General features: G+C 41.5%; 22 protein-coding genes, 1 tRNA gene and 1 rRNA gene. 6 read left to right on the top strand and 18 right to left on the bottom strand.

From position 1 onward, the window contains the following. Nucleotides 1–158: 158 nt before the first annotated feature. The 10 genes from IGI72_RS12270 to dnaE form a co-directional block, all read right to left on the bottom strand. Nucleotides 159–231: transfer RNA gene (locus IGI72_RS12270), tRNA-Ala, on the bottom strand. Nucleotides 232–307: 76 nt separating this feature from the next. Beyond that, nucleotides 308–1,867 (bottom strand): 16S ribosomal RNA (locus IGI72_RS12275). 614 nt (nt 1,868–2,481) lie between these two features. Continuing rightward, the gene (locus tag IGI72_RS12280; protein WP_034696083.1) at nt 2,482–3,987 is read right to left on the bottom strand and encodes a HAMP domain-containing sensor histidine kinase; all 1,506 of its coding nucleotides are present in this window, start codon (nt 3,985–3,987) and stop codon (nt 2,482–2,484) included. 14 nt (nt 3,988–4,001) lie between these two features. Further along, entirely contained in the window at nt 4,002–4,688 is a 687-nt protein-coding gene (locus IGI72_RS12285) for a response regulator transcription factor (protein WP_005229193.1), read from the bottom strand. A gap of 139 nt (nt 4,689–4,827) precedes the next feature. After that, nucleotides 4,828–6,249, bottom strand: coding sequence for an NADP-dependent phosphogluconate dehydrogenase (gene gndA / locus IGI72_RS12290; protein ID WP_005229192.1), 1,422 nt, complete (start codon nt 6,247–6,249; stop codon nt 4,828–4,830). Between the two features lie 185 nt (nt 6,250–6,434). Further along, nucleotides 6,435–6,614: a 50S ribosomal protein L32 gene (rpmF, locus tag IGI72_RS12295; protein WP_005229191.1), complete on the bottom strand. Its 180-nt coding sequence runs from the start codon at nt 6,612–6,614 to the stop codon at nt 6,435–6,437. A 56-nt stretch (nt 6,615–6,670) separates the two neighbouring features. Continuing rightward, the gene (locus IGI72_RS12300; protein ID WP_438754346.1) at nt 6,671–7,231 is read right to left on the bottom strand and encodes a YceD family protein; all 561 of its coding nucleotides are present in this window, start codon (nt 7,229–7,231) and stop codon (nt 6,671–6,673) included. Between the two features lie 195 nt (nt 7,232–7,426). Then, nucleotides 7,427–9,211 (bottom strand): pyruvate kinase, encoded by a 1,785-nt coding sequence (pyk, locus tag IGI72_RS12305; protein ID WP_005229179.1) that lies wholly within the window; start codon nt 9,209–9,211, stop codon nt 7,427–7,429. A gap of 82 nt (nt 9,212–9,293) precedes the next feature. Beyond that, nucleotides 9,294–10,256: a 6-phosphofructokinase gene (gene pfkA / locus IGI72_RS12310; protein ID WP_005229169.1), complete on the bottom strand. Its 963-nt coding sequence runs from the start codon at nt 10,254–10,256 to the stop codon at nt 9,294–9,296. Between the two features lie 161 nt (nt 10,257–10,417). After that, nucleotides 10,418–13,729 carry a DNA polymerase III subunit alpha gene (gene dnaE / locus IGI72_RS12315; protein ID WP_438754348.1) on the bottom strand — a complete coding sequence of 1,104 codons (3,312 nt, stop codon included), beginning with the start codon at nt 13,727–13,729 and terminating at the stop codon, nt 10,418–10,420. A 147-nt stretch (nt 13,730–13,876) separates the two neighbouring features. On the opposite strand from dnaE, the gene IGI72_RS12320 reads away from it, so the two are divergent. Further along, nucleotides 13,877–14,059: a YjzD family protein gene (locus tag IGI72_RS12320; RefSeq protein ID WP_008377814.1), complete on the top strand. Its 183-nt coding sequence runs from the start codon at nt 13,877–13,879 to the stop codon at nt 14,057–14,059. 47 nt (nt 14,060–14,106) lie between these two features. Here the strand turns inward: IGI72_RS12320 and IGI72_RS12325 are convergent, their stop codons facing one another. Further along, nucleotides 14,107–15,312: a multidrug efflux MFS transporter gene (locus tag IGI72_RS12325; RefSeq protein ID WP_005231893.1), complete on the bottom strand. Its 1,206-nt coding sequence runs from the start codon at nt 15,310–15,312 to the stop codon at nt 14,107–14,109. A gap of 101 nt (nt 15,313–15,413) precedes the next feature. After that, nucleotides 15,414–16,853, bottom strand: coding sequence for an NCS2 family permease (locus tag IGI72_RS12330; RefSeq protein ID WP_005237180.1), 1,440 nt, complete (start codon nt 16,851–16,853; stop codon nt 15,414–15,416). A gap of 261 nt (nt 16,854–17,114) precedes the next feature. Between IGI72_RS12330 and IGI72_RS12335 the strand changes: the two genes are divergently transcribed. Continuing rightward, nucleotides 17,115–17,918, top strand: a complete 804-nt coding sequence (locus tag IGI72_RS12335) for a Cof-type HAD-IIB family hydrolase (RefSeq protein WP_005229159.1) — start codon at nt 17,115–17,117, stop codon at nt 17,916–17,918. A gap of 54 nt (nt 17,919–17,972) precedes the next feature. Here IGI72_RS12335 and asnB read toward each other — a convergent pair whose 3' ends face one another. Continuing rightward, nucleotides 17,973–19,868, bottom strand: a complete 1,896-nt coding sequence (gene asnB / locus IGI72_RS12340) for an asparagine synthase (glutamine-hydrolyzing) (RefSeq protein ID WP_010749664.1) — start codon at nt 19,866–19,868, stop codon at nt 17,973–17,975. 466 nt (nt 19,869–20,334) lie between these two features. Between asnB and IGI72_RS12345 the strand changes: the two genes are divergently transcribed. Then, nucleotides 20,335–20,484 carry a hypothetical protein gene (locus IGI72_RS12345; RefSeq protein WP_005229155.1) on the top strand — a complete coding sequence of 50 codons (150 nt, stop codon included), beginning with the start codon at nt 20,335–20,337 and terminating at the stop codon, nt 20,482–20,484. 59 nt (nt 20,485–20,543) lie between these two features. Here IGI72_RS12345 and IGI72_RS12350 read toward each other — a convergent pair whose 3' ends face one another. Continuing rightward, a complete protein-coding gene (locus tag IGI72_RS12350) occupies nt 20,544–20,732 on the bottom strand; it encodes a hypothetical protein (RefSeq protein WP_438740864.1) in 189 nt (62 codons plus the stop codon). A 228-nt stretch (nt 20,733–20,960) separates the two neighbouring features. On the opposite strand from IGI72_RS12350, the gene IGI72_RS12355 reads away from it, so the two are divergent. The 3 genes from IGI72_RS12355 (at nt 20,961) to IGI72_RS12365 (ending at nt 22,732) form a co-directional block, all read left to right on the top strand. Further along, nucleotides 20,961–21,620, top strand: coding sequence for an Ltp family lipoprotein (locus IGI72_RS12355; RefSeq protein ID WP_438740866.1), 660 nt, complete (start codon nt 20,961–20,963; stop codon nt 21,618–21,620). Between the two features lie 375 nt (nt 21,621–21,995). After that, nucleotides 21,996–22,286, top strand: coding sequence for a DUF5960 family protein (locus tag IGI72_RS12360; protein ID WP_438754350.1), 291 nt, complete (start codon nt 21,996–21,998; stop codon nt 22,284–22,286). A gap of 188 nt (nt 22,287–22,474) precedes the next feature. Then, the gene (locus IGI72_RS12365) at nt 22,475–22,732 is read left to right on the top strand and encodes a hypothetical protein (protein ID WP_438754352.1); all 258 of its coding nucleotides are present in this window, start codon (nt 22,475–22,477) and stop codon (nt 22,730–22,732) included. Between the two features lie 639 nt (nt 22,733–23,371). Here IGI72_RS12365 and IGI72_RS12370 read toward each other — a convergent pair. The 4 genes from IGI72_RS12370 to IGI72_RS12385 are packed head-to-tail and all read right to left on the bottom strand — an operon-like array spanning nt 23,372 to nt 25,446. Then, nucleotides 23,372–24,391: a CHAP domain-containing protein gene (locus IGI72_RS12370; protein ID WP_438754354.1), complete on the bottom strand. Its 1,020-nt coding sequence runs from the start codon at nt 24,389–24,391 to the stop codon at nt 23,372–23,374. 42 nt (nt 24,392–24,433) lie between these two features. Beyond that, nucleotides 24,434–24,751 carry a phage holin family protein gene (locus tag IGI72_RS12375; protein WP_438754356.1) on the bottom strand — a complete coding sequence of 106 codons (318 nt, stop codon included), beginning with the start codon at nt 24,749–24,751 and terminating at the stop codon, nt 24,434–24,436. Nucleotide 24,752: 1 nt separating this feature from the next. Beyond that, nucleotides 24,753–25,085, bottom strand: coding sequence for a hypothetical protein (locus tag IGI72_RS12380; RefSeq protein WP_074536833.1), 333 nt, complete (start codon nt 25,083–25,085; stop codon nt 24,753–24,755). Nucleotide 25,086: 1 nt separating this feature from the next. Then, entirely contained in the window at nt 25,087–25,446 is a 360-nt protein-coding gene (locus IGI72_RS12385) for a hypothetical protein (RefSeq protein WP_438754358.1), read from the bottom strand. Nucleotides 25,447–25,502 lie beyond the last annotated feature (56 nt).

Raw genomic sequence — 25,502 nt, forward strand, 5'->3', positions numbered from 1 at the left:
GAGTACTTCTTCTAGCGATAGAAGGTTGCTCAAGAAAATAAGCGTTGAACTTATTAAAAAACTCTTTTAACATTTCAACTCGGTGTGTGTTACTTGTTTTGATTATTTCTTCGATATCCAGTTTTCAATGAACAAAGCTTAACGACCATTGTCGTTAATGGAGCCTAGCGGGATCGAACCGCTGACCTCCTGCGTGCAAAGCAGGCGCTCTCCCAGCTGAGCTAAGGCCCCGGGTATTTACTTGAGAGTAGACCTCTCAAAACTGAACAAAGGCAAACGATGTGTAGTCTTCCGAAATATTCCTTAGAAAGGAGGTGATCCAGCCGCACCTTCCGATACGGCTACCTTGTTACGACTTCACCCCAATCATCTATCCCACCTTAGGCGGCTGGCTCCAAAAAGGTTACCTCACCGACTTCGGGTGTTACAAACTCTCGTGGTGTGACGGGCGGTGTGTACAAGGCCCGGGAACGTATTCACCGCGGCGTGCTGATCCGCGATTACTAGCGATTCCGGCTTCATGTAGGCGAGTTGCAGCCTACAATCCGAACTGAGAGAAGCTTTAAGAGATTAGCTTAGCCTCGCGACTTCGCAACTCGTTGTACTTCCCATTGTAGCACGTGTGTAGCCCAGGTCATAAGGGGCATGATGATTTGACGTCATCCCCACCTTCCTCCGGTTTGTCACCGGCAGTCTCGCTAGAGTGCCCAACTAAATGATGGCAACTAACAATAAGGGTTGCGCTCGTTGCGGGACTTAACCCAACATCTCACGACACGAGCTGACGACAACCATGCACCACCTGTCACTTTGCCCCCGAAGGGGAAGCTCTATCTCTAGAGTGGTCAAAGGATGTCAAGACCTGGTAAGGTTCTTCGCGTTGCTTCGAATTAAACCACATGCTCCACCGCTTGTGCGGGCCCCCGTCAATTCCTTTGAGTTTCAACCTTGCGGTCGTACTCCCCAGGCGGAGTGCTTAATGCGTTTGCTGCAGCACTGAAGGGCGGAAACCCTCCAACACTTAGCACTCATCGTTTACGGCGTGGACTACCAGGGTATCTAATCCTGTTCGCTCCCCACGCTTTCGAGCCTCAGCGTCAGTTACAGACCAGAGAGCCGCCTTCGCCACTGGTGTTCCTCCATATATCTACGCATTTCACCGCTACACATGGAATTCCACTCTCCTCTTCTGCACTCAAGTCTCCCAGTTTCCAATGACCCTCCCCGGTTGAGCCGGGGGCTTTCACATCAGACTTAAGAAACCGCCTGCGCTCGCTTTACGCCCAATAAATCCGGACAACGCTTGCCACCTACGTATTACCGCGGCTGCTGGCACGTAGTTAGCCGTGGCTTTCTGGTTAGATACCGTCAAGGGATGAACATTTTACTCTCATCCTTGTTCTTCTCTAACAACAGAGTTTTACGATCCGAAAACCTTCTTCACTCACGCGGCGTTGCTCGGTCAGACTTTCGTCCATTGCCGAAGATTCCCTACTGCTGCCTCCCGTAGGAGTCTGGGCCGTGTCTCAGTCCCAGTGTGGCCGATCACCCTCTCAGGTCGGCTATGCATCGTTGCCTTGGTGAGCCGTTACCTCACCAACTAGCTAATGCACCGCGGGTCCATCCATCAGTGACGCAAAAGCGCCTTTCAACTTTCTTCCATGCGGAAAATAGTGTTATACGGTATTAGCACCTGTTTCCAAGTGTTATCCCCTTCTGATGGGCAGGTTACCCACGTGTTACTCACCCGTTCGCCACTCTTTTTCTTTCGGTGGAGCAAGCTCCGGTGAAAGAAAAAGCGTTCGACTTGCATGTATTAGGCACGCCGCCAGCGTTCGTCCTGAGCCAGGATCAAACTCTCATAATGATTTGTTTGAATGACCATACGGTCATTAAGCTCATAAAAATTAACTTTGCTAGCTATTGCTTGCATGTATTTGTTTCAATAAATTGAAACGTCCTACACATTGGTTCGTTTGCTTGCTTTGTTCAGTTTTCAAAGGTCTACCGTGCTGTGTTAGCAACTTTTATATCATATCAGAGCGACGTTTGTTTGTCAACTCTTTTTTAAAAGTTTTTTTCAAGAAGTTGTTATTTAACTTCTTCCTTAACCTCAGCGACTTTTTTATCTTACCATCTCAACCGTTATATGTCAAACACTTTTTTGAAAAATTTTTTTGATTTATTAGGTTTTTCAGAGATGATATTTTTTCGACTTTGTTATAATAACACTTGTAAAATGTTTCGTCAACAACTAATTTCAAAAAAGATCAATCAGTGTTTGTTACAAATGCCTTAACAAGGACAAGTAATAATATAGCAATTCTTAAAGGAAAAATCAACTAAAAAAATAGGCTTTTTAGCAACTATTTTTATAAGCGAATTATTCATTGTCAAACGATTCGAACGTTCGTTTATAAGAAGTATTTTGCGGCTAAATCTATCATTAATGGATAAAAAAAGAGAACTTAAGCTTTTCGCCTAACGTTCTCTTTTCGTCCGATCTTCTGATTGAACGATCGGTATATAGATTCGAAAGATCGTTCCTTGACCGATGACACTCTCTGCTGAAATTTTTCCTTTATAGCTTTCCAATAACTGTTTCGCAATAGAGAGCCCTAGCCCGTTTCCGCCTTTGGTTCTAGCACGGGCTTTATCTACCCGATAGAAACGATTAAAGATCTTGTCGAGGTCTTCTTTGGAGATCCCCTCACCAAAGTCTTGAATGGCAATTTCAAAGGATTGCCGATCCAACGAAATGGATAGATGAACTTCTTTTCGATCAGTGGAATATTTCACTGCGTTATCCAAGACAATAATAATGATCTGTTCAAAATGATTGCGATAGATTTTCAGCTTCAACTCATGGTATAAGTCATCATCCAATGTAAAAACAAAATCCGGATACAGTATTTTAAAGTTATTGAAGACTTGATAGACAACTTCTTTTGCATTGGTTGTTTCATTTGCATAATGAACATCCACTTGTTCCGCTCTTGAGAGATCCAACATTTCCTGTACTAGCGTCTTCATCCGACTGATCTCTTGCATACTGGCTGCCAGAGACTCATCCAAAATCTCTGGATCGTCTTTTCCCCAACGCTGCAACAGATTCATATGTCCTTCAATGATCGCCACAGGCGTTCGCAACTCATGAGAAACGTCTTCGACGAATCGCTCTTGCTGTTCAATGTATAGGCGCATGCGATCCAGCATTTCGTTAAAGATATCTGCTAAATCAGACAGTTCATCGTTCGTATTTAATTCTGGCATATGCACCGTTGACTGTGGGTTTTTCCGAACGGTTTCCATCGTATCTCGCAAGACCTTTAACGGCTGAAGGAAATACGCTGATAAAAAGAACCCAAGCACACTACTAAGAATCAGAGAAACGACTTCTAAGATAATCAAAGTCAGCAGCAGTTTGCTGCGTATTTCGTAAAAAGAAGTCAATTCATAAAATGTTTGTGCATAGCCAATCCGCTCTCTGGTGCCTTTTGAATAGATGGGTTGGATCGAGAGAAAGCCTGTGATACCATCCAGCGTTACGATGGTTGGCGCTTTGCGCTGCGTGTCGATCAGTGCTAAATCATTCTCATGGGTTTTAAACACAAGATCCTCATTCAAATTATAAACAAACAAGCTCAACGGCGCTTGGCCTAATTCCGAAATAAAGGAATCGATTTTCATTAAGTTGCCATCGATCGTTGAAGTGCGATCATAAATGCTCGTCGTCCCCGCATCATTTTTGGTTAAATTACGATACGTCCGAACCAATGTTAGTTCTTGATCCGAATTGGCTAAACGAGAAGCAACCTCTGACATCGTCCGCTCCACATTGTTTTCTTCTTTAGCGACGATCAAATTCACCGATGTTTTATAGGTGATCACAGCAAAGATCGTAAATACGACGAATATAAAGAAAGAACTTGCGAAGGCCCACTTTACAGTTAAAGAAGGCCCCTTCAGTTCTTTTAATTTTTTCATTCTTTTTTTAAGGTTCACGACCGCATCACATAACCTGTACCACGAACGGTTTGGATATAGCTTTCCTCCCCTGGCACATCAATTTTATTTCGTAAGTAGCGGATGTAAACATCGACAACGTTGGTTTCAACTTCTGTCTCATAGCCCCAGACTTTGTTTAATAAAACATCTCTGGCTAAAACGACATTGACGTTTTCCATTAAAGTCAACAATAGCTCATATTCGCGTTTTGTTAGTTCAATGACATCTGTTCCACGTCGAACGACACGGTTTTCTTTTTCAATCGTTAGATCGCGGTAAGTGATCGTGGTTTGTTTTGCGACGTTTTTGTCCCCTTCGATATCGATACGGCGAAGCAACGCACGTAAGCGTGCCAGCAATTCTTCAATTGCAAAAGGCTTCACAATATAATCATCAGCACCATGATCCAAACCTGATACTCGATCAATCACAGAATCTCTCGCGGTCATCATGATGATCGGGGTGTTCTTCGATTGACGCACACGTCGGCAAACTTCTAACCCATTTAGCTCTGGAAGCATTAGATCCAATAAGATTGCATCCCATTCATTATTCAGCGCAGCATCCAGTCCCGTCCGTCCGTTGTAATGAACTTCGGTATTATACCCTTCATGCTTCAATTCTAATTCCACAAATCGAGCTAAGTTCTTTTCATCTTCAATGATTAGAATATTACTCATTATTGATAGCCCCTTTATTGATTATTCTGCCTTTAAAATAGACATTATCTGTCTTATTTTATCATGTATCTAAAAAATAAAAAAGAGATTGACCGAAAGTTCTCACTTTCGGCCTTTCTCTTTTGGATTCTCTTAAAGCTTACGCTTCGTCATACCATGAATAATGGAAAATTCCCTCTTTATCTGTCCGTTCATACGTATGCGCGCCGAAGTAATCCCGTTGTGCTTGGATCAAGTTCGCTGGCAAACGATCAGAACGATACGAATCAAAGTACGCGATCGCAGAGGAGAACGTCGGCACAGGGACACCCGCTTGGACAGCTAGCGCAACTACTTCACGTACAGAAGATTGATAGCGTTTCGTGATGTCTTTGAAGTAATCATCTAATAATAAGTTTTCGATGTCAGCATTCTTGTCATAAGCATCCGTGATTTTTTGTAAAAATTGCGCACGGATGATACAGCCTGCACGCCAAATTTTGGCAATCTCACCAAAAGGAAGATCCCAATCGTACTCTTTTGATGCTGTACGTAATTGCGCGAAACCTTGTGCATAGCTCATGATTTTACTGAAGTATAAGGCTTCACGGATCTTATTGATAAATTCTTCTTTGTTTCCTTCAAAAGCAACCGCTTCTGGTTTCGGTAATACTTTGCTGGCATTGACCCGTTCTTCTTTGTAAGCTGAGATATAGCGAGCAAAAACAGATTCAGTGATCAATGGCAATGGAACACCTAGGTCTAAGGCACTTTGGCTCGTCCATTTCCCAGTTCCTTTATTGCCTGCAGCATCTAAGATGACATCAACGATCGGTTTGCCTGTTCCTTGATCATCTTTACGTGTCAAGATATCCGCTGTGATCTCAATTAGGTAGCTATCCAATTCACCTTTGTTCCATTCGGCAAAGATATCAGCCATTTCATCAACAGATAGACCTAAAATGTTTTGCATCAAGTCATAAGACTCCGCAATCAACTGCATGTCGCCATACTCGATCCCATTATGAACCATTTTTACGTAATGGCCTGCACCATTTGGTCCAATATAAGTTACACAAGGTGTACCATCTTCAGCTTTTGCTGAAATTTGTTCTAAGATCGGTGCAACCAATTCATATGCTTCTTTTTGTCCACCAGGCATGATCGAAGGACCTTTCAAGGCGCCTTCTTCCCCACCAGAAACACCCGTACCGATAAAGTTGATTCCTGAGTTTGCCAACTCTTCGTTACGACGAACGGTATCTTTAAAGAAGGTATTTCCGCCATCGATCAAAATATCGCCTTTGTCTAGATGAGGCAATAGTTCTTGGATCGTAGCATCCGTCGCAAATCCTGCTTTTACCATTAATAAAATACGACGTGGCTTTTCAATTGATTGAACAAATTCTTCTATCGTATAAGTTGCTTTAAAATTTTTATCTGGATGTTCTTTTACTACTTCTTCTGTCTTTGAACCAGTACGGTTAAATAAGGCAACTGAATAACCGCGGCTTTCGATGTTCAACGCTAAGTTTTTGCCCATAACAGCCATACCGACAACGCCGATTTGTTGTTTTGTCATCTTTCATCCTCCTAAGATTCAATTATCTTTTTTATTATAGCGCAAATGTACCTGCTTTTGAACTATTCTCTTTCGATGGACAAAAAATATTTCTGAAAAGTTCCATCTTTTCCAAAAAAAACAAAAAAACCTCAGGCTCCATGGTTAGCCTAAGGTTTTAGAATCCTCTTTCTGAAAAAAAGGAATTATGCTTCTTTTGTTGCTACGTCTTTGCCATCGTAATGACCACAGTTAGAGCAGACATGGTGGCTTTTTTTCATTTCACCACAGTTTGCACATTCGTTCAAACCGTTGATTGTCAATTTGTAATGTGTACGACGTTTTGCTTTCTTCGCTTTCGAAGTTTTTCTAGCTGGTACTGCCATTTTGCTACACCTCCTTGTTAATGAACGCAACCTTGAGGCTGCAATTTATTCCAATCCTACGCGTTATCGTCATCTGATTCATTGAATAATTCGGATAATTTTGCAAGACGAGGATCAACTTGTTGAGCTTGCGCTTCTTTTTGATTTGCAAAGTCTTCTTCTGACAAAACAGCCCAATCGTTGCCAGATGGCATTGCTGAACCTTGTTTTTCTTCTTCTGTCAGGACTTGCAAAGGAATCGCAAGTAATAGGTTATCAGCGACCGATTCATCTAAGCTGATGGTTTGACCTTCAATGATCAAAACTTCTTCTTCGACGATCGTTTCATCGCGACGCTGAAATTGCTCTGGTGTCATGAATTGTTCATCCACTGAAAAATCAAAAGGAATCGCTACAGGTGTCAAAGAACGAGTAGATGGCAATGTCATCGTCGTTTCCACTTGATAGTGCAGCAAGTATCCTTGCTTATCAACACTCATCAGCCCTTTTACTTTTACAGGAGACAAATCAATGATCTGTTCATCGCGTTTTATCAGTTGACTTTTTAGGTCAAGTGTTTCTTCAAACATCAGCGGTGTCTCTTGGTATTTTTTTAATTCCAATAAAGACCATTTCATTTTTATCACCCCTAAGCAACAAAAGCAATTATACAGGGCTTCTGAGGCTTTGTCAATGAAATTTTCTTGACACCTTTTTCATTTTTGATCGTGTCATTTTAATGCCTTTTCTCAAGGGATTTCGACACTCTCAAAAAAACAACAGGAAGCGCACAACGTGCACTTGCCTGTTGCTTGATCAATCGTTAAAAATCATTAGATCGCTGTTGTTTCTCCACGATAAACGATACCGCGACGAGAATCAAGAGTAACCAATTCGCCATCTTTGATGGTTGTTGTTGCGTCTTTGGCACCAACGATCACTGGTAGATCTTTCGCGATTCCGACAACTGCTGCATGAGAAGTCAAGCCGCCATCTTCAACAACTAAAGCTGCTGCTTTTTCGATTGCTGGCATATATTCTTTATCTGTTGTTGGTACAACTAAAATCATGCCATCTTTTGCTTTCGCAATGGCTTCTTCGGCACTGTGAGCGATCACGGCATTGGCAACAACTGATTTTTCACCAATTCCTTGCGCTTCAAGCAATTTTGATCCGATCAATTGGATCTTCATTACGTTGGTTGTTCCGCGTTCACCAACAGGAACACCGGCTGTGATCAAGATTAGATCGCCTTCTTTAGCAAAGCCTAAATCCACTGCTTGTTTTGCTGCTAATTCAAACATTTCATCAGTTGTTGATGGTTTTTCAGCAACGGTTGGGTACACACCCCAGTTAAGCATCAAGCCGCGTTTTGTGCGTTCGTCAAATGTAACAGCTAAAATGTCAGCATCTGGACGATATTTAGAGATCATTTTTGCAGTGTAGCCAGATTCAGTGGCAGCAACGATTGTTTTAACCCCTAAGTTTTTCGCTGCACGAGCGACAGATAAACCGATTGTTTCCGTTACATCTGTTTTATCAAATTGGTTGATTTGGAAAGTGCTGTTTTCTGATAAAGCTTTTTCTGCTTCCACGTCGATACGTGCCATTGTTGCTACTGCTTCAACAGGGTAGTCACCGTTTGCTGACTCACCAGAAAGCATTGTTGCATCAGTACCGTCAAAGACAGCATTGGCAACGTCAGAAGCTTCTGCACGAGTTGGACGTGGGTTTTGTTGCATTGATTCTAACATTTGTGTTGCTGTGATAACTGATTTACCAGCAGCGTTACATTTTTTAATGATGCTCTTTTGAACCATTGGTACTTCTTCAGCAGGGATCTCAACACCCATGTCACCACGGGCAACCATGATACCATCAGAAACTTTGATGATTTCATCGATGTTATCGATACCTTCTTGTGATTCGATTTTAGAGAAGATTTGCACATGAGTCATGTCTTTTTCTTCTAAAATTTCACGAATTTCTAAAACGTCTTGCGCTTTACGTACAAATGAAGCGGCAATGAAGTCGATATCGTTATCAAGACCAAAACGGATATCTTCTGCATCTTTTTCAGTAATACCAGGTAAGCTGATTGATACGCCAGGAGCATTGACCCCTTTACGTGATCCTAACATTCCAGCATTTTTAACGACAACCACTAATTCACGGGTTGCTTCGTCTTTTTCTTTGATTTCCATGTCGATCAAGCCATCATCAAACAAGATGTGTCCGCCCACATGAACATCTTCAAATAAACCAGGATAAGTTACAGCAATTTTTTCTTTTGTTCCTTTGTGTTCTGGATCCATTGAAATACGTGTTTCATCGCCAACGTTGAATTGGATGTATCCAGCACGACCAAAGTCTGCTTCTGTCGTATTTTGTACAGTTGTACGGATTTCAGCACCTTTTGTATCTAAAAGGATACCGACATCTTTACCAGTTTTCTTTACGGCTTCACGAACCATTGTCATACGCGCTAATTGTTCTTCATGATCTCCATGAGAGAAGTTAAAGCGGAAGACATTCGCACCGGCTTCAATCAGTTGAGAAATAATTTCCACACTGTTACTTGCTGGTCCTAATGTACTTACGATCTTTGTTTTTTTCATTACTAAACGCTCCTATTCATTTATTTAAAATAGCTAATAAGCTTTTTTTACAAAATTACTGTTGCGTTGCTTAAAAATCTCTTTAGAATGAGATTTCTTTGTTCAAGTTATACAAGCTAAGATCTGGTTTGTGACGATTGTTTTCAAGGGTATCGATGATATCAGAAGCAATCATTTCATTGTTTTCGATACCGATACATAGACCGCCTTTGCCTTGTTGCAATAATTCAACGGCATATGAACCAAATTTACTTGCTAACACACGGTCACGAGCGCTTGGTGAACCACCACGGACAACGTGTCCTAGAATTGATACACGGGTATGGAAATCGCCGTATTCAGAAAGTTTGTCAGCAAAATCATTTCCGCCCATCACACCTTCGGCTAAAACGATCAAGCAATGTTTTTTCCCGCGGTCGCGTCCTTCACGGATACGATCAGCAACAACTTGCATGTCAAAATCATGTTCTGGGATGATGATTTCATCCGCACCACCGGCCACACCTGACCATAAAGCGATATCGCCAGCACCACGACCCATTACTTCGATCACGAATGTGCGGACATGTGATGTCGCTGTATCACGGATCCGGTCAATCGATTCCAAGACAGTATTGATCGCTGTATCAAAACCAATCGTGAAATCTGTTCCTGGAATGTCATTATCGATCGTTCCTGGAATCCCGATCGCTGGGAAACCGTGACGAGTAAGTGCCATCGCACCATGGTAAGATCCATCTCCACCAATCACGACTAGCCCTTCGATGCCAAATTTCTTTAATTGTTCGATTCCTTTTAATTGTCCTTCTTGTGTCGCAAATTCTGGATAACGTGCTGAATATAAGAATGTTCCACCACGTTGAATTTTGTCACCAACATCAGCAACATCTAAGCGACGAATGTCGCCTGCGACTAGTCCGGCATAGCCATAGTTGATTCCGTATACTTCAAGTCCGTCAAAAATACCCTTTCTGACAACTGCGCGAATCGCTGCGTTCATTCCTGGTGCATCGCCGCCACTGGTTAGAATTCCAATGCGTTTCATTATTCTTTCACCTCATCAAAAGATTTTGTTTAGGGAAGCCCCTGTTTGCTAGTTTTCAAGTAATAACCACGAGACATATTCTACCATTATTCCATGAAAATGTCTTGAAATAGTGGGAAAAAGTTGAAAAAAGTGTAAGTCGAATTACCGTTTTCGGAAAATTACTTGAAAATTACATTTCCATTTCCTAATAATGCGATCAGTTGTTTGACAAAGTTCGGCTCATCCGTCACCCAGTTTTCTTCTGCTAATAACACTTTTTTGCCACTGCTTTCATAGAACATCACCACTGGAATATTTCCGTGATGCTGCTTCATTTCCTTCGACAATGCTTGCAGGTGCGACGTTTCAGCTTCAGCAGAAATCTTTAAGTAACAAGTTTGTGACGCAATTTTATTTTGAACGTTTTCTGCTAAGTCTATTTTATCAGCAATGAGTTGGATTTCACCATTGTAACGACTTACCTCGACCTTTCCTTCGATATAAAGAACAGCATTTTCTTCAATCAAGGAACGTACTTGTCGATAAACGATGGGAAAAATCGTTACTGACACTTCTTTGCTGGCATCTGTTCCTTCGACAAACGCCATTTGTTCGCCCTTTTTCGTTCGAATCTCTCGAATCTTGCGCACATATAAAAGGATACGCACCCGTTCATTCGGAACCAGATCGGCAATATCAGTGATTTGTTTTAATTGGTGCAATTTTTGAAACTGTTCCACGGGATGGCCAGACAAATAAACACCTAAGTATTCTTCTTCCAAAGCCAGTTTTTCTTCTAGTTTGTAATCGGCAACGGCTTCTTCTTTTAATGCCATAGTTTCTAAGAGATCCAAACTGCCGCCACTATAAGTAATGTTTTGGATCTTTCCTTCTAGCTGGATCAGCGCTTGTTTTCGATTGGGGGCGATCCCATCGAATACGCCGATGCTCAAAAGCGGCAATAAATAATCCAATTTTAACCATTTGCTGTTCCGCTGATTCAAGCGAAGCAAAAATTGATCCATAGACGTGAAATTACCATGCTCTTTTCTTTCTGCCAAAATGTCTTGGATCATGTCGCGTCGGATTCCTTTGATACTGCTGAAACCAAAACGAATTTGTTTTTCATTTTGCAGTTGAAAACTAAACCCACTGGCATTGATCGAAGGCGGCAGTACTTCTACGCCATAACGTGCGGCTTCATTTAAATATTCTTTCATTTTGCTGGCGGTGTTGCGTACCGAGTGTAAGATCGAAGCAAAAAATGGTGCAGGATAGTGTACCTTCAGATAGGCCATTTGAAAGCCGATAAAGGAATAGGCAAACGCATGGGATCGATTAAACCCGTAATTGGCGAACCGCTCGATATAATCATAGACCAAATTGGCGGTCTTTTCATCGTACTGATTGGCTAAGGCGCCTTGCACAAAATGACGACGTTCCTCATCCAAGACGTCTTTTTTCTTTTTACTGATTGCTCGACGCAAAATATCTGCTTGTCCTAAGCTGAAACCAGCCATTTTGGAAGCTACCTGCATGATCTGCTCTTGGTAGACAATGATTCCGTAAGTGTTTTGCAAAATCGGAATCAAGCTGTCATCTGGATAAGAGACACGCTCTTGTCCTTTTTTCCGCTTAATAAAGGTATCGATATTTTGCATCGGTCCTGGACGATACAAGGCATTGACTGCGGCAATATCCTCGATGCTTTCTGGTCCTAACTTACGCAGCACATTGCGTATCCCCGCTGATTCAAATTGGAAGATCCCTGCGGTCTCGCCTTTTTGAAACAAGCGCAATGTTGCTGGATCATCAAGAGGAATCTCCTTTTGGGTAACGATTTGTTGGCTGATTCGTTTAATGCCTTTCAAGGTATTATCAATGATCGATAAGTTTCTCAAGCCTAAAAAGTCCATCTTCAATAGGCCGATGGCTTCTACGTCATTCATGGTGAATTGGGTCAGCCAGATCCCATCGCTGCCTTCTTGTAAGGGAACCAGATCAAGCAAATTCTTGTCACTGATCACCACACCAGCGGCATGAGTCGATACGTGACGTGGCAAGCCTTCTAAAATTTTGGCGACTTGAAACATTACTTGGTTTCGCTCATTAAACGACACCAATTCTCGCAGCTGATTGGATTGTTCATAAGCAAAATCTAAGGTCATTTTCAAGGCTTTGGGGATGGCTTTTGACCAGCGATTGGCTTCACTTTGCGAAAGACCAAAGACACGAGAAACATCTCGCAGAACCATTTTGGCCGCCATGGTGCCAAACGTCGCAATCTGTGCCATATATTCTTGCCCGTATTTTTGGCGCACATACTGTAAAATCTCGTCTCTGCGATTGTCAGGAATGTCTAAATCAATATCAGGCATCGTGTAACGTTCTGGATTCAAGAATCGTTCAAACAAAAGATCGTATTTGATTGGATCCACGTCGGTGATCGATAAAACATATGCCACCAGTGCGCCAGCAGCCGATCCCCGTCCAGCGCCGGTAACGATCTCTTGTTGGTGGGCAAAGTCCATGACGTCCCAAATAATCAAGAAATAGTCATCAAAGCCCATCTTATGGATGACGGACAACTCATAATCCAAACGCTGTTCGTACGCCGATGTAACGTGGGCAACACGCTGAGGCAGACGCTCAAAACAAATTTTCCGCAAATAGTCCGCAGCGCTTTCTTCGGCTGGTAGCGGGTAATGAGGCAACAGCCGCTGATGCAGCGGCAGCTCGACGGCGCATTCAGCTGCAATCCGCTGATTATTCATCAATGCCTGCGACCATTCTTCAAATGCCGCGGTCAGTTGGTCTGCTGGTTGTAGAAAAAGCTGCGCAGCCCCTTGCTCTTTAGCCTGACGAAAGTCTTCAATTTGCGAGCCCTCTTTGATATGCGTCATCACTTTGACTGCAAAGGCTTCTTCTTGTGCTAAAGCCGCGATTGGTTGATAGGCACATGGTGCAATGTTTTGCTCGTTAAACCAAGCGATCGTTTCTGAATCTAGCCCTTTGCTAGTAATACCTAAAAACAAGCTCTCAGAATCAAATTTATGGCTGATTGCTCGCAGTGCTTCTTGATTGGCTTCTAGATCATCGTGCTGATAAGGCAGAAACCCCTCGCCTTCAGGCAGCAAACCAAAGAGGTCCTGCAAAGAATCACAAGCAGCTAAATTCAACTGCTCGGTGATCATTTTTTCACTTGATAAACGCATCAAGGTTTGATAGCCCTTGAGGTTTTTTGCAAATACGTACAACGGAAAGGACATTGATCCCTCTCCGAAGGTACAGTCGAACAAAGCGCCAAAAATCGGCTTGATGCCCTGTGCTAGGCATTGCTGATAAAACTCGACCGCGCCATAGAGAACATTATGATCGGTCAGACCCAACGTCTGATAGCCCATCTTTTTGGCTTGCTCTATATAGTGAGGAATTTTGATCGTACTTTGCAGCAACGAATAGGCGCTTAAGGTAGTGAGCTGTGAATACATTGAAATCCCTCCAAAAATGAAAATTCTCTTTCTTTCTGCTAGTAATTAGATTTGAAAAACAAAATGAAAAAGTGAAAATCTTTACAATAAATATTTTTGTGATAAACTAAAGTCGAAATGGAAGATACGCAGAAAAGAGGTGTCGTCATGCGTTACTTAGTCACTTTATTTTGGACTTTTGTATTAGGTCAAGTCGTTGGCTATCTAGGCAGCTCACTTGCTGGAGCAACTTATGATTTTCAATTAACTTCAATCATCTCTTTGGTCACAGGTGTGGTGATCATTCTTGTTGGTATTATCGCACCAGCGCCTGAAAAGACAAGCCATTAAAAAAAAACCAGTTACCTTTATTGTAACTGGTTTTTTTTTCTTTTCAACTATTCACTGATGTCCGTTTTACGCAAGCTTTTACGGAAATTAAATCCTGAGATAAAAATATTGATCAGTACAAACCCGCTAGTTACCCAAAAGACGGCGGGATAACCAAAGCCAGCTGCCACCGTTGAGCCGACCATCGGACCTAACACTTGTCCAAAGTTAGAGAACATTTGGTTGTAGCTGTAGATACGGCTGACCCCTTCCATCGGGGTGATCTTGCTGATCAGTGTGTTGATCGACGGCATCAACGCACCTGTCGAAAAACCAAGCAAGAAGCGCAGCACGCCCAACTGAAACGGTGTGGAGACAAAGCCCATCGGAATGAAACAGAAAAATGACAGCAATAAACCGCCTAACAATACCTTGTGATTGCCGTAACGATCACCGATTTTGCCTAAAAATGGCGAAGAGATGATTGCCGAAACACCAGCAACAGAGACGATCAATCCGCTGACAAACAAAATATTGCCACTGTTCCCGCTTAGATCACGAATATACAATGTAAGGATTGGGCTGATACTCGTTACACCTAGCTGTAAAATCAGTGACGTAATAAACAAACCGACAAGCAACTGCATATTTTTGATTTGACCAAAAATTTCTTTGATGGACAGCAAATCGCCCTTTTCAACCGGCTCAAAATCTTCTTGAACGAGAAAAATCGTAAGCAAGAGCGTAATTAGCAGCACAACACCAGTAATGATAAAAACATTTTTCATGCCGAACCATTGCGCCAACGCCCCACCCATCGATGGACCGATCAAATTCCCTGCGATGGCTCCTGTAGCCAATGTCCCAAGCGCCCAACCGCTTTTTTCTCGAGGCGCCTGCGAAGCAATCAATGCAGTCGCATTGGGAATATACCCCGATAAAATTCCGGTAAAGAAACGCATGATCAACAACCAATAGACATTCGGTACAAAAGCCAAAGACCCCATCGTCACTGTCATCCCCGCAGCCGCGCGAATCATCATTAAGCGACGACCTTTTTGATCTGCTAGATTTCCCCATACTGGAGCAATGATAGCCGCCGCAAACGCCGTTACTGAGATTGCTAATCCAGAAAACAACTCAATTTGACTCTCTGGAGCGCCTAACTCTTCTATATATAAGGGAATGAATGGCATGACAAGACTAAAACTGGCACCCGTAAAAAAACAACCTACCCATGAAATCAGTAGATTTCGTTTCCAATCAATCTTCATTTACAAACCTTCTTTCACAAATACTATACCGTATCGTGAGTAATAATCAAATAAAAAAATCTTTCTGCAGGTAACATACAGAAAGATTTTCTTCATTAAACTTAACTGATCAAAGCCAAAATGACAAAGTTTAGGATAAACAACGCATTGACGACCCAGATGATCGGAGACACTTCGTTGGCTTTTCCTTTCACTACTTTCACTAATGCGTAGAAAATGAAACCAACAGCGATCCCATTGGAAATACTGTAAGACAAGCCCATAAAAATAGACGCGAAGAAAGCGGGAACTGCTTCTTCTAGATCGGTCCACTTGATGTCTGCAAACGAAGCCATCATCATTACCCCAACTAAGATCAACGCTGGTGCTGTCGCTTGTGCGGGAACGATTGAGATCAGTGGAGAAAAGATACTGCTGATTGCAAAGAGTGCTGCCACTACAACAGAAGTCAAGCCCGTGCGTCCACCAGCACCGATACCAGCTGCTGATTCCACATAAGTCGTTGTATTTGAGGTCCCTACGATGGCACCTACAGAAGTGGCTACGGCATCTGCAAAAAGGGCTTTATCCATCTTCGTGTTCAACCCGTTACTGTTTTCAACCGCTTCTTCATCTTTTTTCGAAAAGATCCCTGTACGACGTCCAGTCCCGATAAAGGTACCGATCGTATCAAAGACATCTGATAAGCTAAACGCTAAAATCGTCATGATTACTTGAGGGATTTTGGCAGAATCACTGAATAGTGAGCCCATTCCTTCAGAGCCAAACGCAGCGCCAAATGTGATGCCTAGTTCGCTGATGGAACTTCCTAATGAATTCCCGTGCCAATCAATGGCACTTAAATCCACCACACCCATCAAAATACCGATGATCGTCGTTCCTAAAATACCAAAAATAATTGCCCCACGAACATTTTTCACCACTAATAAAGTAGTCACTACTAAACCAATCACTGCTAACAAAACAGGTGCATTATTGAAATTCGCCAAAGCTGGGACGATCCCCCCATTAAAATTGGCACTCACGATCGTCTCACCGTCGACAACTGAACCCGTCACTGCCGCAGTGTCTGCACTGAAGTTTAGCAAGTTGGCATTTTTGATCCCTACATAAGCCACAAAGATCCCGATCCCGCCGCCGATTGCATGCTGCATGCTTTCTGGAATCGCATGGATGATCATTTTTCTGATACGAGTGACCGTGATAAAAATGTTGATCAAGCCGCAGATGAAAACCATCGCTAATGCTTGCTGCCACGTATACCCCAAACCAAAAACGACGGTAAAGGTGAAGAATGCATTAAGGCCCATTCCAGGTGCTTGCGCGTAAGGCACATTTGCAAATAAGCCCATGATCAGGGTACCAATCACTGAAGCGATGATCGTTGCTAAGAAAACAGCTTGAAACGGCATGCCTGCAGCAGATAAAATCGTCGGATTCACAAACAAAATATAACTCATCGCGAAGAAGGTGGTGACCCCAGCCATCACTTCTGTGGAAACCGTCGTTTTATTCTCCTTTAATTTGAAAAACTTTTCCATGTTATGTTTCACTCCTGAACTTTAATCGTTTCTATGAAAAGAAAAAATGAATAATTGCGCTTTTCATCGAACAATTACAAATTATAAGGGAATAATTTTCGCTTTTCAAACCTTTTTCCGAATAAAACGAACCAAAAACGTTTAATGTTCGTGTTTTGCTTTGTAAATATTATGAAAACTTATCGAAAACTTACTTGTATTGTGAAATGACAGAAATATGTTACACTTAAGCCACTACCATAAGAGAATGGAGCGAGTCTTTTGAAACCAAAAATCATCGCCATTGATTTAGATGGCACAACCTTAAATACTGAATCCCAACTTTCCCCTCGCACACGTGAGGTACTGGTTCGCGCCACCAAAGCGGGACACTTTGTTACCATCGCTACAGGAAGACCTTTTCGTATGAGCGATCAGTTCTATAAAGAATTGGCGCTCACAACACCAATGGTCAATTTTAACGGCGGGTTGGTCCATAAACCTCGACAAGTCTGGGCAAATGAAATGGAGCACTCGATCTCTCGAGAAATTGCGTTTGAGCTCATGGCGCAAAAAGAGCAGCTGGGGCTGACGTTTGTGGCAGCAGAAAATCGCGAAACCTTTTTCATCGATGACCTAAGCGGATTTGATCAGCACTTTTTCTTTTCGGGCAATGCTTCCGAAAAAAATCTATTAGCAAATTTAAAAACGGACCCCACTTCATTACTGGTGAAAACCGAAAATGAATTAGCAGAATCTGTTTCTTTACGTATCAAGGATCAATTCGACGATGCGGTCGATGTTCGAACATGGGGCGGACCTCAAGCCATCTTAGAGATCGTACCAAAAGGGGTCCATAAAGCACTTGGTCTTTCGGTGATCGCGGATTCTTTGTCTTTGGATCGACAAGATATCATCGCTTTTGGTGATGAACACAACGATTTGGAGATGCTAGATTATGCGGGCTGGGGCGTTGCCATGGCGAATGGCACGCAACAATTAAAATCGATCGCCAATGATGTTACCGACAAAACCAATGCGGAAGATGGCATGGTCGATTACTTGGAAAAATATTTAGGTCTATAAAAAAAGCCGATGCGGGATGTCCGCATCGGCTTTTTTTTTGCTGCCATATTCAAATCAAAGTGTTTCATAAACGATTTCTTTGGCTTCTGGAATCGATTCATCAATAAAGAATACTTTATACCAGGTCAAGAACGTAAAGATCGTCCAGATTTTTCGCTGAAGATTCGGTTTTCCTTGGCGATGGTCTTCAAGCATTTGTAAAATGGCTGTTTGATCGAAGAAGGTTGCCGCAAAGTCTGACTCAAAAAGGCTCTTGACTGCTTCATACCCTGTTCCTTCTTTCAGCCATGCCTTGATAGGTACAGGAAAGCCGAGTTTTTCACGGTTTGCCCACTCTTTTGGCAAATGACGGTTTGACGCTTGTCGAAACACATCTTTGGTGTTGTTTTGATTGATCAAATATTTCGTCGGGATTGTTTGCGACAGCTTTTGCATCTCAATATCCAATAAAGGAACGCGTAATTCCAAGGAACTCGCCATGGACATTTTGTCTGCTTTTAACAAGATATCCTTCGGCATCCACTGATGAAGATCCAAATATTGCATCTTATTGACCTCGTCTTTGAGACCATTGACTTTCTCGTAATGAGGCGCAACGATTTCAGCAACAGAGGGTCCTTTTTGATAGGTTGGTTTTAAAAGCTGCAGTGCTTCCTCTTCTTCAAAGACGAGTGCTTGCCCGATAAAGAAGTCTTGGGCAGGTGCCGTTGCTTCATAAAGATGGATTCGACCATGGAAGTTTTTCATTTTGCCGATTTGACGTCCCAAACGAAAGCGGATGTTTTGTGGCAATTTTTTCAACCCTTGGGCAAAAACGCGCACCGCTTTAGAGTTTGTGTGGAAGCCATAAGCAGCATAACCGGCAAATAATTCATCTGCCCCTTCCCCAGATTGAACGACTCGCACTTGCTGTGCTGCCAGATTGGCTAAAAAGTACAAAGGGACACAGCTTGGGTTAGAATCTGGTTCGTCCAAGTGATACTGAATCAAGGGAAATGCCTCAAAGGACATTTCACCATCGATGACCGCTGCTGTGTTGTTCAAACCGAGTTTTTCCGTCAATTTGCGGGCTTCGATCGCTTCGTTGTAGGTTTTGTCATCGAACCCGATTGAAAACGAGCGATCTGGTCGCAAGACAGAAGCTACGTAACTTGAATCGACACCACTGGATAAAAATGAGCCGACTTCAACATCACTGATTTGATGAGCGGCAATTGATTCCTGGACTGCTTGATCGATTTTGTCGACCCATTCTTCTCTTGAATGATTTTCTTTCACTGAAAAATCGGCATCCCAATACTGCTTGATCGTCAATCCCTGTTCATTAAACAAATAATAATGCCCTTCTTGCAAACGATGAACGCCTTTAAAGAAGGTTTCTCCGTTCAAAGGCGAGTATTGAAACGTCAAATAAGGTTTCAATGCCTCTTGGTTCAACTCTTTCTTGAAATCTGGATGAGGCAAAAAGCTCTTGATTTCAGAACCAAACATAAAACTGCCATTCATTTGCGCATAGTAATATGGTTTGATCCCAAAGTGATCCCGTGCGCCGAAAAGCTCTTGTTTTTGAGTATCCCAGATGGCAAAAGCAAACATTCCCCGCAGGCGCTGCAAAACATCAATGCCCCACTCCTCATAGCCATGTAAGACTACTTCGGTATCCGCATGGGTAGAAAAAACATGACCCGCTTGGATCAATTCTTCCCGCAACACTTGAAAATTATAGATTTCCCCATTAAAAATAATGACTTTTGTTCGATCCTCGTTAAAAATCGGTTGTGAGCCACCTTCTAAGTCGATGATCGATAAACGACGAAACCCTAACGCTACTTGGTCGTCGGTAAATTTTCCTGAACTGTTTGGTCCGCGATGAACGATCCGGTCCATCATGCGTTCAATAATGATTTCTTTTTGGTCTTTTGAATTGACAAAGCCGACAATTCCGCACATATTTTCACATCCGTTTTCATAATCCATTTTCATTTTTCTAAAGTAAATCATACCATAGAATTCAAGAGATACGATCTCTTTTTCAAAAAAATACAATCAATATATTTTTGCACAAAATATAATTTGGAGATAAACCTTATGATATCAAGGTTTCCAACCAACTCATACTCTCAATCTTACAAATTTGTTATCTAAGAAAATAGCTATCCTCAAAATTCTTAAGAAATTTTTTATGAATTCTATTTTTCTGAAAATATACAAAGATACTTTTCCCGAATTTACTGACTCCAGGAAACTTCTTTTGCTGCCATTCTCAGGCATTGATTTCTTGAAAAGGATCAGTCAGATTCGTTCGTTTGATAGTTTTATTGGACGAATGTGAAAAAAAGTGTTATTCTAACTATGGAATTTCGTTATCAACTAACCGTTGCCTTTCAATGACAAGTTTTAAGAAAGGAGAATGACTATGACATTCTATAACACAGATCTACAATATCGTGTAACTCTGGATACCAAATTGAATTTATTTATCGTTTTCGATAAAAAAGATGCGAATCATTTTGCGACTGGAATTACGATCGAGCAAGCTGTACAAGAATTGAAAAAAACTGCATAAGGAGTTTATCCAAATGAAGGATACCGATTCGTACTGAAAGCACCTCGCTAAGGAAAAAATTAGCTAGGTGCTTTCTTGTTTTTTGGCTCGCTTTTGTCTTTTGCAGTATCCGCTTCTTGCTTCTGTCCACTTTGCTGTTCATCTAGCTGTAAGATTTCATCAACAGATCCTTGCTTAATAAATTTGCTCAATCCCTGTGCCGCAACTTTTGTGTAACGCATGAAGTAATCTTTTTCTTGAAAATCCATCTTCTTCCCTCCTACTGATACAACTGTACTTTCATTTCGTTTACTAGCGATTTCACCAGTAATTCTTGAGCGTCACTTCTTTAATACATATGAATGATCCATTAATAGCATACACGTTACATTTGTCAAATCATTCTTTTCCTCTATTCATGAAAAGACAAATCTGTTTTCTGATTCCAGACATAGTACTATTAACTTTAGGAAACTGTTTTCTTAGGGGGGATGCTTATGGCTATATTTTTCGCTGGTTTGTTTTTTATCGGTTTGATCGGTTTCATTTTTGGCATTATCTTATTTTATATTGGGTTGATAACTCAAAAAAACAAACGAGATCGAAATGTTTTTCTCATTGTCGCTTCCGCTTTTATTGTCTTGTTTTCGTATGGTGGCTTGTCCTTCTACCAAGATGTAGCGTCTTTCGATAGCATCACTGCGCAATTAAGCCTTTCTTTACGTAACGAATCAGGGAAAAATGAATCCTTTGGCGATGCCGCTACTTCCATGGAACAACCACAAGGAGAACAAACAGCTGGCAACAACGAAGCAAGCAGTGCGCAACAAGAAGAACCCGCAAACAACGAGCAACATACACCTCAACTTTCTCGTGAAGAAAGAAATGCACTGAATCGTGCAGAAAGATACTTATCCAGCAATGCGTTTTCTCAGTCGAGCTTGAAACGCCAACTACTCTATGAAGATTTTTCTGAGAGCGCAGCAGACTTTGCCGTAGCCACCGTGGATGCCGATTGGAACGAGCAAGCTTTGAAAAAAGCAATTCGCTACTCGCAAAATTTATCCTTATCAGATGAGCGTGTGGCGAGCCAACTTTCCTTTGAAGGCTTTACTTCTGAACAAATTGAATACGCCTTAGCACGTTTGCCCGATTGATTCTTTTCGTTTGTTGCCGCACCACAAGAAAAAAGAGTCCAGCGAATTGGCGTACATTTCTGTTGATTTCCCGATTGAGTGTAAGCTGAGGGTTTTTCAGATGGTCATCGAGCAAACTCGGCAGTCAGTTAGCTTCTCTGCCCATTTTTCTGCCCACAACAAACAAAAAAGCCTATCTCGAAAGATAGGCTAAACGCTCCAAAGCGTTGATATAAGGAGAGTACAAGCCTAAAACCCCCATTAATACCATTGATTTATAAGCTTATTTTCAAGGTTAATGCAAAATTGGTGCAAAATAATTTTTTTCACTTTATTGGTTGTCTCCCTTTACAAAAAGAACAAACGTTCGTATAATTCTTGCAAGGAGTGATTGATATGCAAATACCATTGGCCCATCAAAGAACCTACGCATTGGAAAGATATTACTACGAGTTTATAGAACGAATGGGACCGGCACATTTTATGTACGATCAGTTTGTTCGAACAATGGAAAACACCGGAAAACCATATTTTACGGTTCCAACAAGTTACTCTATGTATTCGGAAGTTTTGGCTTTTGTATTTAAAAAAGACGGTGAGAACTATCTATTTGATCATGTTAGGACTCAAGTCAAGATTCTTCGAAAATATGATTCTAGCATTAAGTATAAGCCCGGCGGTAACTAATATGAACATAATCAGTCAATATGAGCAGGGCTGCCTATCTCTTTCTGAGTTTATAAATGAATTTCCGAATTCGATTTCTGAATCTCAGGAAGCTTTATACGGCGCAAAATGTGTCGAGTTTTATGTTGCTGTCACTTTAGGTAAAACGGATTGTCGCTATCATGTACAAGCTTATGGAGGCGATTGTTATGAAATCGATGAAAGGCTATGTTTCGAAGATACGTGTGTTGAAGATGAGCAAGACCCCTTTGGTGCGGTTCTCTTTGGATGATGTAAACTGTTTGATTGCTGCACATAGTTTGAACTTCTTGGCAGATGTGGATGAGGGAATGGAAATCGTTGTCGCTGGTGAGTTTAACGATCGGAAGCAGTTTGTTGTGAAGAAGTATTCGGTGATTGGCAAGACGAAGATTATGATTGAATTTGAAAATATCAATGTTCGATAAGCGTATTACTTTTCCTATTAAGTAAATTACTATATGATGATTATTATGATGACGGAACATAGTTCCACTTGCACGGCATATGAGAATATGCTGTGCTTTTTTTTGCAAAAAAACCACTCCCGGGGAGGAGTGGCACAATTAGATGAAAAAGTTTTTTATAAGGTAATTTGATTATATTAACTATTTACAAATTGTTCAAACCTTCTGCTCAAAAATAACCCACCCTCAAGGAGAGTGGGCCTGAAAAAAGATATAAAATGAAATAGCCCCGGTCAAGGCTATGATTCCATTTTACAAAATATCGTTTATTAATTCAACAAAAAGCCACCCTACTTTCATAGGATGGAACATAAAAAGAAGTATGAAACAAAAAATATTGATCGGGTATGAAACTACACTACACCTTTTACTAATCAAACTCAACCAATTTATGACGATTTTCTAATCAATAATATCTATTACATTGAAATAATGCTAAAATAAAAAAATCGAAGAGTACTAGGCACACTTCCCCAAGCATTATCGCCTAATACTCCTCGTAGAGTATTGCACGCACCTACTAATCTATAGGATAAACTTGGTTACTGCAAGTAAAACGAATATGAATTATGTACAAGCCCGCAGAAGCGGGCTATTTGTTTACCATGGTTTTCCTTTAGTTTTTAAGTTCGTCTTAATCTGCTTAGCAAGTGCCGATGGTCGTGTAATTTTTCGATCAACAGAAGTGCCAGCTTTAGCTTGCATAGAACCAATGGTACCTGGTCCCATATTGCGATCGACTTTCAAGCCTAAATATTTTTGGATTGCCGCGACTAAATCGCTGCCACCAGTTCCAAACTGAATACCGGTCATTCCCGCATTCCAATCGCCTTTGATTTGGCCAGAGATCACTTTATCAATGGTTGTGCCATAGTATCGTTGCAGATAACCATTCAACTCGCCATCCCACTTATCATTTACAGTGATATTGGCAAATGGATTGGTTGATGCTTGACTGCTTGAAGAGCCTTTTAACAACTCAGTGACTTTCGCTTGTACTGCATCATAGGAGTAACCGGCAGCTGCTAGTTTATTCTTGCGGTCGTCACCATTCCCCCAAGCGCCATTGATCACCTCTTTCGCGATTGTTTCAATCGTTTTTTGACCTGCTGTGCCCCCTGATGATGTTGAAGTGCCATAAGCTGGACGAGCATACCCTCGGATATAGCCCCATCCTACTGGCATCGTACGCCGTTTTACTTGGCGCCCGTAATTGCCTTCAATAGTGGTGATCACGCCATTAGAAACAGATTCAACGAATCCAATGTGATCCGCCCAGCCATCATTGGGTTGTGTGGAATCATCCCAGTTAAAGCATACAATATCTCCTGCTTTAGGTGTGGTTCTTCCATCTTCAATCCAAATCCCTTTAGATTTAAAGATATCAATATGACGCTGTACCCCACACTCACGACCAATTAAATCAGTTGCGCCAGTTTTAATTCCGATAAAGCTGACAAACGTATCACACCAGTCATCGGTGTATTTCACTTGATAGCCGACTGGAAGCGGCTTTGTTGCATTGTACTTATCGACGATGCTTTTATGGGAAGTAGTTCCCATTACTGTACCGAGATATTTTCTTGCTTCTGTTAAAATCGTATTTGCTGATACAGACATTCTCTATCATCCTTTCTATAAAAGAAAAGAGCAGCCGCTAGGCTACTCCTTCTTGTCTGTGAATTCTTGGCCATCTCCATAGTCTGGTTTCTGATCATTACCGCTTAGATTTAATAGTTGTACAAATAGTTGATGCATCCCTGTTGAAGCAATCCCGCTAACCGCACCATAAACAATCGCTTCAACTGTCAGCCCGTTAATGATTGCTCCTAGGATTGCTCCTAAGACGATAACAATCAATGGAATGTAGTTATTGGCCACTGCTGCAAATACCGGCGTTGACTTGATCAAATACCCCACTACTAAACAAGCTACGACAATTACTGGCACTAAATACTCCTGCAAAAATTTCAAATCCATTTCAAATTCCACCTTTCAAAATTTTATTCTCATTTTTTAATGTTTCATTTTCGCCTTCCAAAACATCAATAACATCTTCCAAACGGTCAATTTCCTCTTTATAAAATGCAATTTCCTTCTCATATTTTTCTTGCAACTGCTCTACTTTCTTTTCTAACTTATCAACTTTATCTTGCAGCTCTTTGTTTATCGCAACATATTGATCATATAGGGCTTTTGCATTCTTGACATTCTCATTCTGCAAGCTGACTTTGTTCGTCGATTTGGTCGCAAGATAGGTACCAGTTGAAGTAACCAATGCTACCAAGATTAGCGTAATTTGCTGTGCATCCATGCTAGCCCTCCTTTAGGGCTATTCCAAAAGCAAGAGCAGCCATTCCAAGCGAAAAAGTCCACACAGTGTTCGGTGGCGGTGTTAGTAAAAAAGAAACTGAAAAGACTGACCAAACAGTTGCCAACAAAATGAGTGATCCATGTTTGATTTTTTTGTTGTTCACCCAAATTCCAATAAGCTTTAGGCATCCTAAGATTATGAAAACTGCGCCAATAAATTGATTATCAAATATCTCGTCAATTAAGTCGTATACTTGATAACCTTGAAGAATTTGGGGATAAAAAAGAAGCATTGTTCCGTATAAATTCGAAACAACACTTAGTACTAAACTATCCCATTTTAGTATGATTAGATTTTTCATACGCCACCTGCTTTCCTAAAATATAATCCACAACACGATTAGCCAAAAAAGCAGAC

Source organism: Enterococcus sp. DIV1059_2, assembly GCF_051713685.1.
GTDB lineage: Bacteria > Bacillota > Bacilli > Lactobacillales > Enterococcaceae > Enterococcus_D > Enterococcus_D casseliflavus.

Coding starts and splice junctions, on each gene's coding strand:
- IGI72_RS12280 (WP_034696083.1), bottom strand. CDS start 3,987: ATGAAAAAATTAAAAGAACTGAAGGGGCCTTCTTTAACTGTAAAGTGG.
- IGI72_RS12285 (WP_005229193.1), bottom strand. CDS start 4,688: ATGAGTAATATTCTAATCATTGAAGATGAAAAGAACTTAGCTCGATTT.
- gndA (WP_005229192.1), bottom strand. CDS start 6,249: ATGACAAAACAACAAATCGGCGTTGTCGGTATGGCTGTTATGGGCAAA.
- rpmF (WP_005229191.1), bottom strand. CDS start 6,614: ATGGCAGTACCAGCTAGAAAAACTTCGAAAGCGAAGAAAGCAAAACGT.
- IGI72_RS12300 (WP_438754346.1), bottom strand. CDS start 7,231: ATGAAATGGTCTTTATTGGAATTAAAAAAATACCAAGAGACACCGCTG.
- pyk (WP_005229179.1), bottom strand. CDS start 9,211: ATGAAAAAAACAAAGATCGTAAGTACATTAGGACCAGCAAGTAACAGT.
- pfkA (WP_005229169.1), bottom strand. CDS start 10,256: ATGAAACGCATTGGAATTCTAACCAGTGGCGGCGATGCACCAGGAATG.
- dnaE (WP_438754348.1), bottom strand. CDS start 13,729: ATGTATTCACAGCTCACTACCTTAAGCGCCTATTCGTTGCTGCAAAGT.
- IGI72_RS12320 (WP_008377814.1), top strand. CDS start 13,877: ATGCGTTACTTAGTCACTTTATTTTGGACTTTTGTATTAGGTCAAGTC.
- IGI72_RS12325 (WP_005231893.1), bottom strand. CDS start 15,312: ATGAAGATTGATTGGAAACGAAATCTACTGATTTCATGGGTAGGTTGT.
- IGI72_RS12330 (WP_005237180.1), bottom strand. CDS start 16,853: ATGGAAAAGTTTTTCAAATTAAAGGAGAATAAAACGACGGTTTCCACA.
- asnB (WP_010749664.1), bottom strand. CDS start 19,868: ATGTGCGGAATTGTCGGCTTTGTCAATTCAAAAGACCAAAAAGAAATC.
- IGI72_RS12345 (WP_005229155.1), top strand. CDS start 20,335: ATGACATTCTATAACACAGATCTACAATATCGTGTAACTCTGGATACC.
- IGI72_RS12350 (WP_438740864.1), bottom strand. CDS start 20,732: ATGGATTTTCAAGAAAAAGATTACTTCATGCGTTACACAAAAGTTGCG.
- IGI72_RS12355 (WP_438740866.1), top strand. CDS start 20,961: ATGGCTATATTTTTCGCTGGTTTGTTTTTTATCGGTTTGATCGGTTTC.
- IGI72_RS12360 (WP_438754350.1), top strand. CDS start 21,996: ATGCAAATACCATTGGCCCATCAAAGAACCTACGCATTGGAAAGATAT.
- IGI72_RS12365 (WP_438754352.1), top strand. CDS start 22,475: ATGAAATCGATGAAAGGCTATGTTTCGAAGATACGTGTGTTGAAGATG.
- IGI72_RS12370 (WP_438754354.1), bottom strand. CDS start 24,391: ATGTCTGTATCAGCAAATACGATTTTAACAGAAGCAAGAAAATATCTC.
- IGI72_RS12375 (WP_438754356.1), bottom strand. CDS start 24,751: ATGGATTTGAAATTTTTGCAGGAGTATTTAGTGCCAGTAATTGTCGTA.
- IGI72_RS12380 (WP_074536833.1), bottom strand. CDS start 25,085: ATGGATGCACAGCAAATTACGCTAATCTTGGTAGCATTGGTTACTTCA.
- IGI72_RS12385 (WP_438754358.1), bottom strand. CDS start 25,446: ATGAAAAATCTAATCATACTAAAATGGGATAGTTTAGTACTAAGTGTT.